The following is a 13,181-nucleotide window of genomic DNA, read 5'->3' on the forward strand; positions in this document are numbered from 1 at the left end:
GAACCGCTTCGTGATCGAGCGCCATATCATCTGCTTCGGCAACCCGCTGCACGGCGACGACGGCTTCGGCCCGGCGGTCTACCAACGGCTGGCGCCGCACGCGCGGCCCGCCGGCCTGCGCCTCACGGAGGCCGGCGCGCCGGGACCGGCTGCGCTGGCGCTGTTCCAGGACTGCGCCGAAATCGTCATCGTCGATGCGCTGGCGCCCGCCGGAACTCCGGGGCGGATCGGACGACCCTCTCCGGCCGCCGTCATGCAGGAAGCGACGCCCGCCGGGCATGGCGTCGGACTGGGCTATGTCCTGCGCGCCCTCGCGGCGCTTTCCGAGCGCCCGCCGGCCATCGAGATCATCGGAGCGGAGGCCGGGACCGTCGCGCCGTTTCGCCCGGGGCTCTCGGAGCCGGTGGCGCGCGCCGCCGATGAAGTTGCGGCGCTGCTCCTTCGTTCCTATTTCGACTCCGAACGCCATGTCTGATCCGGAACTCGCGCAAGAAATCATCCGCCTGCGCGCGGAGGTGGAGACGCTTCGTCTCGCCAACGCGGCCATACAAAGGCAATTGGGCGTCGACGCCGGCGAGGCGGACAGGATGCTGCGCACGATGGAGCTGCAGGCCGAGGCCCTGCAGGAAGCCAATCAGCGCCAGACCAGCCAGGCCAATTTCATCCAGCGGGTGATGGACACCTCCTCCGCTCTGATGATCGTTCTCGGGCCGGAAGGTTTCATACGCCAGGTCAACCGCCGCTTCGGCGTCGCCCTGGGCGAGCCGGAAGCGCCGGCGGCCCGGCGCGTCCTGGACGAATGGCTGCCGCCGGAAGAAAAAGCCCGGCTGGAGCTGTCGCTCGGCGCCCTGCCGTGGCCGGTCTATTCGCCGCTGTTCGAACTGGCGCGCAGCGCCGGCTCCTACTGCGCGGAACACCGCCTGCTGGGCAGGGACGGGCGATATCGCGTCTATTGGCTCGAAGCCAGCGTCCAGCACGATCCCCAGGGCAAGGAGGAAGGCGCCGTCGTCTGCGCGACGGACATAACCGCGATCAAGAACCAGCGCGACGCCCTCATCGAGAGCGAAAGGCAACTCAAGGAGGCTCAGCGCATCGCCCAGATCGGTCGCTGGGAGCTCGACCCGACCACCGGCGAGGTCGTCCAATGGTCGGACGAGTTGCTGCAAATCTGCGAACTCGGGCGCCCCCCGGCGCGAACCGAGGATTTTTTGGCCATCGTCCATCCGAACGACCGCCAGCAAATCGCCGAGGCTTTCAGCGCCGCGATCGCCGGTCATCGCCTTTTTTCGTGCAACTGCCGACTGTTGCTGGCCAACGGCGGAACGAAATGCATCCAATTGCGCGGGCTGATCCATTACGACGAGGGCGGGAAGCCGTTGCGCGCGACCGGAACCCTCCAGGACGTCACCGCCCAGCGTCTGGCGGACGAGCAGCTCGGCCTCGCCGCCAGCGTGTTCGACAGCAGCCTCAACGGCGTGATCATCACCGACTCCGAAACCCGGATCATCAAGGCCAACCCCGCCTTCAGCCGCATTCTCGGCTATGAGCCGGAGGAAGTCGTCGGAAAAAGGACCAGCATCTTCAAGTCGAAGCGCCACGATGCGTCATTCTACGAGCAGATATGGGCGAGGCTGATCCGGGAAGGCGAGTGGCAGGGCGAAATCTGGGACCGCCGCAAGGACGGCAAGGTCGTCCCGCTGTGGCAGAATATCTCGGCCGTGCGCGACGAGCACGGCAAGGTGAAGAACTATATCGGGGTTTTCTACGACCTCAGCGAGCAGAAGCGCTCGGCCGCGCATATCCATCACCTCGCCTATTACGACACGCTGACCGACCTGCCCAACCGACAGCTTTTCAACGACCGCTGCGCCCAGGCCATCAAAATGTCGCAGCGCACCGGCCGCAAGCTCTGCCTGCTTTTTCTCGATCTCGACCGCTTCAAATACATCAACGACAGCCTGGGACACCCGGTCGGAGACGAGCTTTTGCGGGCTGTCGCGGCGCGGCTGACGCAGAACCTGCGCCAGAGCGACACGATCGCGCGTCTCGGGGGCGACGAATTCATCGTGCTGCTGCAGAACGTCCACGGCCCCGAGGACGCCGAGCGAGTCGCGCAGAAAATCCTGGCGGCGCTTTCAAGGCCGTTCGTCATCCAGGGCCATCGGCTCGAGGTTCGCACTTCCATCGGCGTCAGCAGCTATCCCGGCGACGGCGAAGACGCCGCCACGCTGATCAAGAACGCCGACCTCGCCATGTATCAGGCCAAGGAGGAAGGACGCGGCAAGTTCATGTTCTACACGGCGCAGCTGACGGATCGGGCCCAGGAACGGCTGTTTCTGGAAGGCGAGCTGTGCAAGGCGATGGACAAGGACGAACTGTTCCTTGAATACCAGCCGCAGTTCGAGCTCGCCAACGGCCGGCTTCTCGGCTCGGAGGCGCTGATGCGCTGGCGCCACGCCGAGCGCGGCGACATCCCGCCCGCCAGTTTCATCGCCATCGCAGAGGAGACCGGCCTGATCCTGCGCCTCGGCGAATGGGCCCTGCGGACCGCCTGCGGCCAGGCGATGGAATGGGCGCGCAAGGGGTGCGGCCTGCGCCGCATCGCCGTGAACATATCCGGCGTCCAGATCGAGCGCTCGGATATCGTCGGCATGGTCGGGGATGTGCTGGCCGAGACCGGCTTGCCGCCCGAGTTTCTCGAGCTGGAGATCACCGAGACCTATGTCATGCGCCAGGCGCAGCAGAACATACAGGTTCTCGACGCCCTCCGCGCTTTCGGCCTTTCCCTGGCGATCGACGATTTCGGCACGGGTCAGTCGTCCCTCGCCTATCTCAAGCGTCTGCCCGTGAACAAGCTGAAGATCGACCGCTCCTTCGTCGCGGACCTTCCGAGCGGAGAGAATGAAGCCGCGATCGCCCGCGCCATCGTGGCGCTCGGCCACAGCCTGCATCTGAATGTTCTCGCGGAAGGGATCGAGACGCCCGCTCAGGCCCAATGCCTCGCGGAAATGGGCTGCGAGGAAGCCCAGGGCTTCCTGTTCAGCCGCCCGCTCGCCGCCTCGGCCATGGAGGACATGCTTCTGAGCCATGCTTCACGCGCCATGCCGGCCAAGCTGACGCAGAGAACGGAGTTCGGGAACGAAAAAGACAATGGCGGCCTTCTTCGCCGGGCATGAAGCCACATCAAAGAACGGCGCCGGGTTTTCGCGCCCGCCCGCAAGGCCGGGCGCGGCGCGGCGTCAATGCGAAGCGGTTTTGGAAACCAGATTGATCACGGCGACGCCGGCTATGATGAGGGCGATTCCGGCGATGGCGGGCGCGTCCAGGTTCTGACCAAAGCTCAGCCAGCCGATGAGGGAGATCAGGACGATTCCGACTCCAGACCATATCGCATAGGAGATGCCTACCGGAATGGTGTCGAGCGTCAACGACAGGAAATAGAATGCGACGCAATATCCGATCACGACGGCGACGGAAGGGACGAGCCTCGTAAACCCCGCCGAAGCCTTCAGCGCGGAAGTCGCAGCGACTTCCGCGCAAATGGCGACCAGCAGATATGCCCATTTCATTTGCAGCCCCTCCTGAGAAACAGTCGAACGCGCTTCAAATTTTATCGCCCGAGCATGTTCTTTTCCAAAAGCCGCTTCGCCGGTTCGGGAACATGCACAGCACGCGGCTTTGCGCCGGCTGCGTGAGCGCCGACTCTAACTGTGTAAAGCTAACGGTTGGTTCCGCAGGGGCGCATCCAATCGATGAACAGCCGCGGGATCACAAGGAGATAGACCAGCCTGCCGCCGACCCAGATGACGAGGCCCGCGTAATGCTGGTCTTCGAGAGCGAAAGGCCGCGTGACGCCGACGAGGCCGCAACCGACCGGCGGGCCCATCATCAGTCGCGTTTTTGCGCCTCGAGCATATTGCGAGCGAAGCCGCGCCGCTGCGTTCGACCCTTGCAGCGCCTCGCCGCGAAAGGCCTCTAGGAGTTCAGCGCGCGTCGAGACAATTGCATCTCAAGAGACTTTCTTGTTCGAGATGCTCGAGCGTTTCCAGTCGAAGTGGATGCCGCCGGTTCGGCATGGGAAACGCGTTAAAAAAGTTTAGAGCGCGTCCATGTTTCCACGAAACAAGAACGCGCTCTAGAGGCGCCCTCGCGCGAGCGCTTCGGCGGTTTGAACCGCGCCGAGGGCTGAAGCGAATGTGGCTCAACAAGATTCGCACGCGCTTCAAACGCCGGGAACTCGGTCCTGTCGCGGGGTCAACGAGGCTTCCACCATGGGACGAACAGGCCGAAAATGCCTGACAGAACCCCGAAAACGATCGTCGTCGCGAAGACGATCGGGATCTCGGACGTCGCCCACATGGCGAGGATGAATCCGAGGACCGCGCCAGCTAGCCCGCATACGATCACGCTGGGGCTGATGGCGAAGTCGATTTCGGCCATGCCGGTGTAACGGTCCGCCTCCTTTTTGGAGACCTGGGGATCGTGGCTGTGCGAATTGTCCTGGGTCATGTCGAATTCCCCTGCGCCGCAGGAGGTGATTTAGAGCGCGCGCGGCGAAAGTTGACAGGCTTCACGGTCAATCTTTGGCGCGCGCTCAGCGCCGGTCGGAGACGCCCGCGCTTTGGGCGGCAGCCGCCCCGATGGTTGCGCCTTTGGCGCATCCGCTCGCCATAGCCGCTTCGCTCGGCGCCAGAAAGCTCAGAGAGAGGAGCAAAACGCCGCGGTTTTTTCATGGCGTCTTCCTTCGAGGGAGAAGGGAAAGCCCCTGAAAGAGAGACTGTAAAACGCCTGATGCAACGAAATATTCGATAGATCATGAACCTATGGCGATCGGTATTTCAGTTGAAACAAATGCGATCCCACTATTTGTTCGCGGATCACATTTGGTTAACCATGTCAACTCGTTTAATTGTCAACATTGCAAAATGTTGTCATATACAATTGCCGTATTACATAAGATAATGACGAGCAACGATAATTTAGTTTAGATCCGATAAATCAGACCCGAGGAGTCTTTGCATGACGGCCAAAATCCTTTTGGCGGCCATCGCTCTTGCCTTCAGCGCCGGTTCGGCCGTTGCTCAGATCCCGCCCTCGACCTCCACAGTCTCCGTGACCAATACGTCCAAGAAAGGGAGTCTGCTGATCTTCCCCATGATAAATATAGATCCGGGGGCGAGCGCCGACACGATCATCGAAATCTCGAACGATCAGGTCACGCCGGTTCAGGTCGAATGCTATTATGTGAACGAGCAAAAAGGCAGAGTCGGCTTCGGCTTCGAGATGTCGGGAAAAGCAACCGTATCCTGGGATGTTCGAACCAGGACCGGCGATCAGATCAGGCCTCCGCCGTTCCCGAGCTACGGCGATTATCCCGTCTTTGGCGGCATTTACCGGGGCGAGCTGGTTTGCTTTGCGGTCGACCAGGGCGCGACGCAGCAAATCGCGTTCAACCATCTGCATGGCGCAGCATCGGTTCTGGGCGTCGGCGGCGCGCTCAAATACAGCGCCTGGTCCTTTTGGGCGTTGAACGCCTTTGGAAGCGGACCGGCGGCGGATAATACCGTAATGGGACCGCCCGGCGCCATTCGCCTGGACGGCCGGCCGAACGATTACGATGCATGTCCATCGTACAATGCGGCTTCATTCATGCCTAACGGCGCAACCCTCGGCCGGCTCGGCGCCGGCGGGAACTATCTTGCGGTGGCCAGCTGCAACCAGGATCTGCGGCAAGATTATCAGCTGCACACGACCAAGCTGCTGTTCACGGTGTGGAACGCACTCGAGCAATCCTATGGCGGCAGCTATTATTGCGTGGACAGCGCCAACTTTGTGCCGCTGATCGACAATGACGCCCACCTCATCAATCCTACGAACTTCGACTACAAAACCCTCGGCACGTCGGGCGCCAGCGTCGTCATGCAGGGCGTCGCCAGCGCCGAATGCCCGACAAGCGTTTACGGCGTCACCCAAAACGCCGGGCTGCTCGGCGTAATAGCCTCCTACGTCCGGATCGAGGGCGGCAATCCCGCTCTGATAGGCGGCGATATTCATTCGGCCGGAACGCAGCCGGGTTTCGTTTATTGGGATCCGGCCAGTGTCGTATCCTTGAAGCCCGCGGCCTTCTGCTCTTTTGCGAACAGCATCGCGTCTTCGTGCAGCGTTCCCTGATTGCCCTTGAGCGCGATGTTGTAATCGGCCTTCTTGTCTTTGATCTTTTTGGCGATGGCGCGCTGGCATCCCATGGCGTCGATCGTCACGACGGCGCCTTCGATCGCCATCATCTCTTAAAGCGCGGGAATCGCGACGATCTCGTTGGACTTTTGCGCCACGTCGACCTGTCCATTCAGACATTTAACCCTTTGTCAGCTACTTCTTCACCCGATTGCCCTGGAAAGGCCAAGTTCGTGTTGCGGCCCGATAAAGCTTGGGTTACCTTTTGCTCGACAGCGCAAGCAAGATTTTATTCCGCCGTCTGTCTTCATCTTCAGGCATGAACATCGATAAAAGGTTGTAGATCTCGCCAAAACGCGCGTCGCCGATACGAGCAAGGGTCTCGATGCAGGAGAAGCGCAGAACCGGCTGATCCGTTCAGACCCGTGCCCGTCGAGGAGAAAGCGGAGAGCCCGCAAAAGCCAGCCTGCCGGAGGTTCTCGTGAGCGACAGCCCAGAAACCGATGCGCTCGACGCCCATTTGCAAAAGCTGGCCGCCGCCGGCCTGCTCCATGTCATAGACCGCCCCATCGACAAGGATCGCGAGATGCACCCGCTGGTGCGCTGGCAGTATCGCGGCGGCATTCCGGAAAGCCGGCGCAAGGCATTTCTTTTCACGAATGTTACCGACGCCAAGGGACGCTCCTATCCCGGCGCGCGCGTCGCTATCGGCGCCCTTGCTGCGAACCCTGAAATATATGCGGTCGGACTCGGCAAGCCCGTGGCCGACATCGGTCGGGCTTGGCTCGCCGCCATGGCCGCGCCGATCGCCCCCCGCCTCGTGGACAGCGCGCCTTGCCAGGAGATCGTCCTGACGGGCGACGATCTCCTCGGGGAGGGAAAGGGGCTCGACGCGCTGCCGATCCCGATCTCGACGCCGGGCTACGACACCGCGCCTTATTTCACCGCGGGGCTTTGGGCCACGCGCGACCCTGACACCGGCGTTCAGAATCTCGGCCTCTACCGGGGCAATCTCAAGGCCCCCAACCGGGTGGCCGTGATGATGGAGCGCTCGACGCTCGCCGGCGGCGGCGTGCATTGGCTCAAATACAAGGCCCGGGGCGAGAAAATGCCCGTGGCCGTCGTGCTGGGCGCGCCGCCCCTGGTGGCCTTCACCGGCCCACAGAAGCTGCCGCTCGATTGCGACGAGCTCACCGTGGCCGGCGGGCTGGGCGGTCGTCCCGTCGAGGTGGTGCGCTGCAAGACGGTAGACCTGCTGGCGCCGGCCCACGCGCAAGTGATCGTGGAAGGCCTCATCGACACCGACAGTCTGGAGCCCGAAGGCCCCTTCGGCGAATCCCACGGATATATGGCGCTGGAGGAATATAACTTCTCCATGACGGTTACGGCCATCACCCGCCGGACCAATTACACCATCACCTCCATCATCTCCCAGGTCACGCCGAGTGAATCGAGCGTGATCAAGAAAGTGGCCTATGAGCCGCTCTACCTCGACCACCTGCGCAATGCGCTGAACATCAAAGGCGTCAAGCGGGTCTCGATGCACGAGCCTCTGACCAATCTGCGGCGCTTTCTCTTCATCACCATCGCCAAAGGCACGCCCAACACCGAAGTGTGGCGGGCGCTTCTCGGCGCCGCCAGCTTCACTCCGGCGATCGGGAAATTCTGCGTCGCCATCGACGAAGACATCGACCCTGAAAACGCCGACCATGTGCTTTGGGCCATCGCCTACCGCTCCAATCCCCTGGTCGACACCCATGTCGTGCCCAACCGGGGCAAGGGACACGGACCTGAGCTGCCCGGCGGAGGGACCGATTCCACCATGCTCGTCGACGCCACCGCCAAGGGGAATTTTCCGCCTGTGGCCCTGCCGAAAAAGGAGTTCATGGACCGGGCGCGGGTCATCTGGGAGGAACTCAAACTTCCCCAGCTGGCGCCGGAATCTCCGTGGAGCGGCTATTCGCTGGGGGACTGGTCGGATGAATGGGACGCCTGCGCCGCCCGCGCCGCCAAGGGCGACTGGATCGCCAATGGCCGGCGCTCGGCGGCGCACCGCAGCGCGACGGCGGAGCCGCAAGACCCTGCGCGCGGGATCGTCTTCCGCGCCGAATAGGAGGTTCCGAGCACGGGCGCCCACAAAGCCTTCGTGCGACAATGCCTCGCATCTCGAAACGCTTGCGCAAAGATGAAGTTGGAGCGAATACTGAACGCGGAACGACTTCAAGGGAACGACTTATCTATATTCAAACGATCACAAAAGTTCATGAAAGCTTAAGTCGCTCCAGTCGCTTTTGGTCTCAAATTTCCAGAAATAATCACACCAAAGTCGCAACGTGTACAAGAGGGACGCCCATGCAAAAGGGATTTCCACGTCATTACGACGACTTGAACGACCACCTGGAAAAACTGGACAAGGCCGGTCTGCTGTGGACCGTCGATCACGAAATCAACAAAGACAGACACCTGCATCCCTTCGTGCGCTGGGGCTATGTCGGCGACGTCGGCACGGTGGTCAGCACCAACCCCAAACGGGCCTTTCTCTTCACTAACGTCACCGACAGCAAGGGCCGCAAATATAAGGGCGACTGCGATGTAATGGTCGGCGGCACAGCCGGCTCCCCGCGGATATACGCCGCTTCGCTCGGCATCGACGATGCCGGCGACGACTTCACGGCGCTGTCGCAAAAAGTCTACGAGAAATGGGTCCACGCTTTCAGTAATCCCATTCCGGCCGTGGAGATACCCTCCGAGGAAGCTCCGGTCCACGAAGTGATCATCACGGGCGACGAGCTTAAAGGAGGCGAAGGCAAAGGGCTGGCCGCGCTGCCCGTGCCCAACAACACCCCCGGGTGGGATACGGCCCCCTATTTCTCCGCCGGGCTGTGGATCACCAAGGACCTCGACACCGGCGTCGAGAACATCAGCCAGAATCGGTGCAGCCTCAAGGCGTCGGATCGCATGACCGCCATGTGGTTGATCCAGACCAACGGCGGCGCCCACAACAACTGGGTGAAATACAAAGAGCGCGGCGAGAAGATGCCCGTGGCCCTGATTGTCGGGGCGCCGCCCGCGCTCCAGGTCATCGGCCCGCAGAAGACGCCCGAGAACCTGAACGATCTGGACGTGGCCGGCGGCCTCGTCGGCGCGCCCTATCGCAAGGTCCGCTGCAAGACCGTGCCGCTGTGGGCTCCGGCGGACGCACAAATCATCATCGAAGGCTGGATCGATCCCGCCAAGCTAGAAATGGAGGCGCCTTTCGGCGAATCCTACGGCAATATGAGCGTGGAGGAATACAACCACTCGATCACGGTCACCGCCATCACGAGGCGCAGGCAAGCCATCATCACCTCGATGATTTCCCAGATGGCCCCTTCGGAATCCGGCGTCATCAAGCAGCTCAACTACAGCGCGGTGATGCTGAACCACCTGAAGGACACGCTTTACATCCGACAGGTGAAGGACGTGGCGCTCCACGGCCCCATGATCGGCGTGTCGCGACTGACCGTCATCGTGCTGGAGAAAAACACTCCGCGCACGGAAGTCTGGCGGGCGCTCTCAGGCGCCACCACCTTCATGCGTTCGGTGGGCAAGATCACCGTGGCCGTCGACGAGGACGTCAATCCCAACAATGTCGAGGAAGTGCTCTGGGCCATCGCCTATCGCACCGACCTCATGAAATCGGTGAAGATCGAGGACTACCAGGCCAACGGCCATGCGCCCAAGCTGCGCGACCGCGAATGGGAGGCCAAGATCATGATCGACGCCACCATGCACTATCCCATGCCGCCGGTGGCGCTGCCGACCAAGGAGATCATGGAGGAAGCCCGCGATCTGTGGCTCGAGGCGGGCCTTCCGCCGGTCGCCCCGCGCTGGAAATGGTATGGCTACAACCTCGGCGACTGGACCGACGAATGGACCAAATGCGCCGAGCGCGCCGTCGCCGGCGATTGGCTGCTGAACGGAATTCGCACCGCCTCTCTCGTCGACGCCGACGCTGTGGGCGGGCCCACCGCCGGCGTGCCCCGCAAAGGCGTGGTCCAATACAACGAAAAGACCGGCGAAGTGGAATATCCCCCGGGCTTCCCGCTGCGGGACGATTTCTCCACCGACGTGTAGGGCGCAAGACGTCTCTACGCCATAAGAACAACGGGGGTTCGGCCGGCGAGTCCGGCTGGCCTCCGATCCAAAAAACATGCGGGAAGGAAACCGTTCCATGAAACGTCTTGTCGTCGGCGTCTCCGGCTCCAGCGGCGTCATTTTCGGCGTCAGGCTGCTTGAAGTTCTTCGCACGATCCCGGAGGTGGAAACCCATCTGATTTTAAGCAAGGGCGCGCGCCTCACCCTCCAGCTCGAAACCGACCGCACGACGCAGGATGTCGCCGCCCTGGCCGATGTGGTCCACGACCACGCCAATCTGGCCGCCTCGGTCTCCAGCGGCTCCTTCCCGGTCTACGGCATGGTTGTCGCGCCCTGCTCGATGAAGAGCCTAGCCCAGATCGCCCTGTCGCTCGGCGACAATCTGCTGGCCCGAGCCGCCGACGTGACTCTGAAAGAGCGGCGCAAACTGGTGCTCGTGCCGCGCGAGACGCCTCTGCACCTTGGGCATTTGCGCCATATGGTCGCTCTGGCCGAAATGGGCGCGGTGATCCTGCCGCCGGCGCCGTCTTTCTACCATCACCCGCAAACCATCATGGACATGGTAGATCAGACCATCGGCAAGATCCTGGACCAATTCGAGATCCCCCATACGCTGTTCAAGCGCTGGGGCGGCCATGACGCTTGAAGAGTTCGACCAGGCCCTCGGCGACATACTGGAACAGGTTCCGGTCGTGACGCTGGCGACCTGCGCGGACGGCGTTCCCTGGGCGACGGACGTCTATTTCGCGACGCAAGGACGGCGGCTCGTTTTTTTATCGTCGCCTACCTCTCGGCATTGCCGCAATCTCGCGGCCCAGCCGACCTGCGCCGCCACTATTCATCCGGTCGTGGCGTCCTGGCGCGACATACGCGGCGTGCAAATGGAGGGTCGGGCCGAGCCGTTGTCGGAGTTGCTCGACAAAGCGTCCGCCATGGCCGCCTATGTGACGAAGTTTCCTTTCGTCGCCGATCTGCTGACGCATCCGGGCGAGGTCGCCCGCAAGGCGGCCCGCGTGACGCCCCATGTCTTCATCCCGACGCGCATCCGCTACCTCGACAACAGACTGGGCTTCGGAACGCGCTTCGTCGTCCGCCTCGAAGACGGCCTGCCGTTGGGGTCGCCCGAGCGGGAGGATTCACAATGACCAGGAACGCGCCGACGTTTTCGGCGCGAAGCAATAAGCCCCCGAGGAGAGAGCCATGGCGCAACAGAACCTGTCGGATTTCGTCACGGAACTGGAAAAGATCGGTCAACTGGTCCGCATCGCAGGGGAGAAGCGCGTCGACGAATTGCCTGCGATCATGGAGGCGCATCCAGACAAGGCGGTTCTGGTGGAAAAGGTCAGGGATTGCGAATTCCAGTTCCTGGCCGGCGCCTATTGCACCCGGGAGCAATACGCCCACGCCCTCGGTTGCGACCCGCGCGACCTCGGAAAGGAGATCGCGAAGCTGACTCCCCGGCGCGGCAAACCCGCGCTGACGCCGACCGCGCCGTGCAAGGAGGTGATTCTGAAAGGCGACGAGGTGGACCTCACCCGTTTCCCCCTGTTCCTTTACCACCCCTACGACGGCCACGCCTTCATTCAGGACACAAATGTGGTCTCGCGCGACCCTGAAACGGGGCTGATCAACTGGGGCATCTACCGCTTCATGTTCCGCTCGAAAAACGAGACCAACGTGGACATGCGCAACGATTCACACAACGGCCGCATACAGGCCAAGAAATACCAGGAGCGCGGACTGGATATGCCTGTCGCCGTGGTGGTGGGCGGTCCGACCCTGGACAAGGTGGCCTCGATGTATTCCTTCCCGGGAGTGGACGACTGGGACGTGCTCAGCGGCTTCTACGGCGAACCGGCCAAGGTCGTGAAATGCGAGACCAGCGACCTCACCGTGCCGGCCAACGCCGAGATCGTGATCGAGGGCCGGATGATGACCTCCGAGGGCTGGATCTACGACGAGGGGCCCTACGGCGAATACACCGGCACCTATGGCTCGGGCCTGCCCGCCAACTGCCGTTTCGTGGTGGACTGCATCACCTATCGCAAGGGCGGAATCTATCAATACGCCACGATCGGCGGCCTGCATCCGGGCCGCACCGATCTGATGATATTCGATCCGACTGTCGAGGCCGACATCTACACGGCCCTGGTCAACGCCGGCATTCAGGTCTTGGACGTTTTCGCGCCTTACGGCGGCAGCCACAACATCGTCTACGCCCGCATCAAGGTGCGCGGAGGCGGCGACGCCAAGCAGACGCTGGGGCTGATGCTCACCTGTTCGCGGCAATGGTTCCCCAAGCTCGCCTATGTCTTCGACGAAGACATCGACATTTTCGACGACGATCAGGTCAAATGGGCGCAGGCCTGGCGCTACAATCCACAGATCGACACGGTGGTCATTCCCGACCTCAACATCCTGCCGCTCGACCCTCTCGCCCAGACCAATCACCCGCCCGTGCACACGCCCAAGGTGGGCTTCGACTGCACCATTCCCATCGTGGGCGACATCGACCGCTTCAGCTTCGAAAAATGTTCCGTGACCGCCCCCTTGGGCGATCCCGGCGAAGTCGCACCGATGACGGAGCAAGCGCTTACCGAAGCCATGGCCGCCTACATCGAGAAGGAGCCGCGCATGTGGCGCGAGATCCTGAAGCAGTTTCACGGGCAGCCCTACCCGCTGATCTATCGGGCTTTCGGCAATCTGCGGCCCAAGCTCGGCCGCATCGCCGACCGCCGTCCGCAATATCCCTACACTTTCGCCGACAAATGCTTCGTCTACGAGAAGGAACGGGACCGAAAGTAGCTTGGGCCAAGGGCGCCCGAGCACGGTGGACGCCTCGCGCGGGGCGGGTGCGGACCAGGCCTTTT

General features: G+C 62.3%; 11 protein-coding genes and 1 pseudogene. 8 read left to right on the plus strand and 4 right to left on the minus strand.

Translation table 11 applies throughout. The annotated features are described in order from the left end of the window. Positions 1 to 10: 10 nt before the first annotated feature. Together H2LOC_RS14320 and H2LOC_RS14325 are read left to right on the plus strand one after the other, a co-directional pair. The gene (locus H2LOC_RS14320; RefSeq protein WP_136497662.1) at positions 11 to 475 is read left to right on the plus strand and encodes a hydrogenase maturation protease; all 465 of its coding nucleotides are present in this window, start codon (positions 11 to 13) and stop codon (positions 473 to 475) included. Continuing rightward, on the plus strand, positions 468 to 3,176 hold the full coding sequence (locus H2LOC_RS14325) for a sensor domain-containing protein (RefSeq protein ID WP_136497663.1): 2,709 nt from the start codon (positions 468 to 470) through the stop codon (positions 3,174 to 3,176). Before H2LOC_RS14320 ends, H2LOC_RS14325 begins: the two co-directional genes overlap by 8 nt. A gap of 63 nt (positions 3,177 to 3,239) precedes the next feature. On the opposite strand, the gene H2LOC_RS14330 is transcribed toward H2LOC_RS14325, so the two are convergent. From H2LOC_RS14330 to H2LOC_RS14340, 3 genes are all read right to left on the minus strand, one after another. Next, on the minus strand, positions 3,240 to 3,569 hold the full coding sequence (locus tag H2LOC_RS14330) for an SMR family transporter (RefSeq protein WP_136497664.1): 330 nt from the start codon (positions 3,567 to 3,569) through the stop codon (positions 3,240 to 3,242). Positions 3,570 to 3,718: 149 nt separating this feature from the next. Beyond that, on the minus strand, positions 3,719 to 3,889 hold the full coding sequence (locus tag H2LOC_RS14335) for a cytochrome c oxidase assembly protein (protein ID WP_136497665.1): 171 nt from the start codon (positions 3,887 to 3,889) through the stop codon (positions 3,719 to 3,721). Positions 3,890 to 4,254: 365 nt separating this feature from the next. After that, positions 4,255 to 4,509: a hypothetical protein gene (locus H2LOC_RS14340; protein ID WP_136497666.1), complete on the minus strand. Its 255-nt coding sequence runs from the start codon at positions 4,507 to 4,509 to the stop codon at positions 4,255 to 4,257. A 510-nt stretch (positions 4,510 to 5,019) separates the two neighbouring features. On the opposite strand from H2LOC_RS14340, the gene H2LOC_RS14345 reads away from it, so the two are divergent. Then, positions 5,020 to 6,171, plus strand: coding sequence for a hypothetical protein (locus H2LOC_RS14345; protein ID WP_136497667.1), 1,152 nt, complete (start codon positions 5,020 to 5,022; stop codon positions 6,169 to 6,171). On the opposite strand, the pseudogene H2LOC_RS21810 reads toward H2LOC_RS14345, so the two are convergent. Then, positions 6,153 to 6,344: pseudogene (locus H2LOC_RS21810) on the minus strand (ISAs1 family transposase); the annotation flags it as partial. The gene H2LOC_RS14345 and the pseudogene H2LOC_RS21810 sit on opposite strands and share 19 nt — an antisense overlap. A gap of 311 nt (positions 6,345 to 6,655) precedes the next feature. Here H2LOC_RS21810 and H2LOC_RS14355 point away from each other — a divergent pair. From H2LOC_RS14355 to H2LOC_RS14375, 5 genes are all read left to right on the plus strand, one after another. Next, entirely contained in the window at positions 6,656 to 8,287 is a 1,632-nt protein-coding gene (locus H2LOC_RS14355) for a UbiD family decarboxylase (RefSeq protein ID WP_136497668.1), read from the plus strand. Between the two features lie 239 nt (positions 8,288 to 8,526). After that, positions 8,527 to 10,290 (plus strand): UbiD family decarboxylase, encoded by a 1,764-nt coding sequence (locus tag H2LOC_RS14360; RefSeq protein ID WP_136497669.1) that lies wholly within the window; start codon positions 8,527 to 8,529, stop codon positions 10,288 to 10,290. A 76-nt stretch (positions 10,291 to 10,366) separates the two neighbouring features. Beyond that, on the plus strand, positions 10,367 to 10,957 hold the full coding sequence (locus tag H2LOC_RS14365) for a UbiX family flavin prenyltransferase (RefSeq protein ID WP_425487304.1): 591 nt from the start codon (positions 10,367 to 10,369) through the stop codon (positions 10,955 to 10,957). Continuing rightward, complete coding sequence (locus tag H2LOC_RS14370; RefSeq protein WP_136497671.1) at positions 10,947 to 11,456, plus strand: pyridoxamine 5'-phosphate oxidase family protein; 510 nt, start codon at positions 10,947 to 10,949, stop codon at positions 11,454 to 11,456. The genes H2LOC_RS14365 and H2LOC_RS14370 overlap by 11 nt, the downstream gene beginning before the upstream one ends. 55 nt (positions 11,457 to 11,511) lie before the next feature. Then, positions 11,512 to 13,116: a UbiD family decarboxylase gene (locus H2LOC_RS14375; protein ID WP_136497672.1), complete on the plus strand. Its 1,605-nt coding sequence runs from the start codon at positions 11,512 to 11,514 to the stop codon at positions 13,114 to 13,116. Positions 13,117 to 13,181 lie beyond the last annotated feature (65 nt).

The organism is Methylocystis heyeri, from assembly GCF_004802635.2.
Classification (GTDB): Bacteria; Pseudomonadota; Alphaproteobacteria; order Rhizobiales; family Beijerinckiaceae; genus Methylocystis; species Methylocystis heyeri.

Bases quoted from the DNA above. Each gene is read 5' to 3' on its own strand.
- H2LOC_RS14375 (WP_136497672.1), top strand. From the start codon at position 11,512: ATGGCGCAACAGAACCTGTCGGATTTCGTCACGGAACTGGAAAAGATC.
- H2LOC_RS14360 (WP_136497669.1), top strand. From the start codon at position 8,527: ATGCAAAAGGGATTTCCACGTCATTACGACGACTTGAACGACCACCTG.
- H2LOC_RS14340 (WP_136497666.1), bottom strand. From the start codon at position 4,509: ATGACCCAGGACAATTCGCACAGCCACGATCCCCAGGTCTCCAAAAAG.
- H2LOC_RS14335 (WP_136497665.1), bottom strand. From the start codon at position 3,889: ATGATGGGCCCGCCGGTCGGTTGCGGCCTCGTCGGCGTCACGCGGCCT.
- H2LOC_RS14330 (WP_136497664.1), bottom strand. From the start codon at position 3,569: ATGAAATGGGCATATCTGCTGGTCGCCATTTGCGCGGAAGTCGCTGCG.
- H2LOC_RS14365 (WP_425487304.1), top strand. From the start codon at position 10,367: ATGCGGGAAGGAAACCGTTCCATGAAACGTCTTGTCGTCGGCGTCTCC.
- H2LOC_RS14325 (WP_136497663.1), top strand. From the start codon at position 468: ATGTCTGATCCGGAACTCGCGCAAGAAATCATCCGCCTGCGCGCGGAG.
- H2LOC_RS14370 (WP_136497671.1), top strand. From the start codon at position 10,947: ATGACGCTTGAAGAGTTCGACCAGGCCCTCGGCGACATACTGGAACAG.
- H2LOC_RS14345 (WP_136497667.1), top strand. From the start codon at position 5,020: ATGACGGCCAAAATCCTTTTGGCGGCCATCGCTCTTGCCTTCAGCGCC.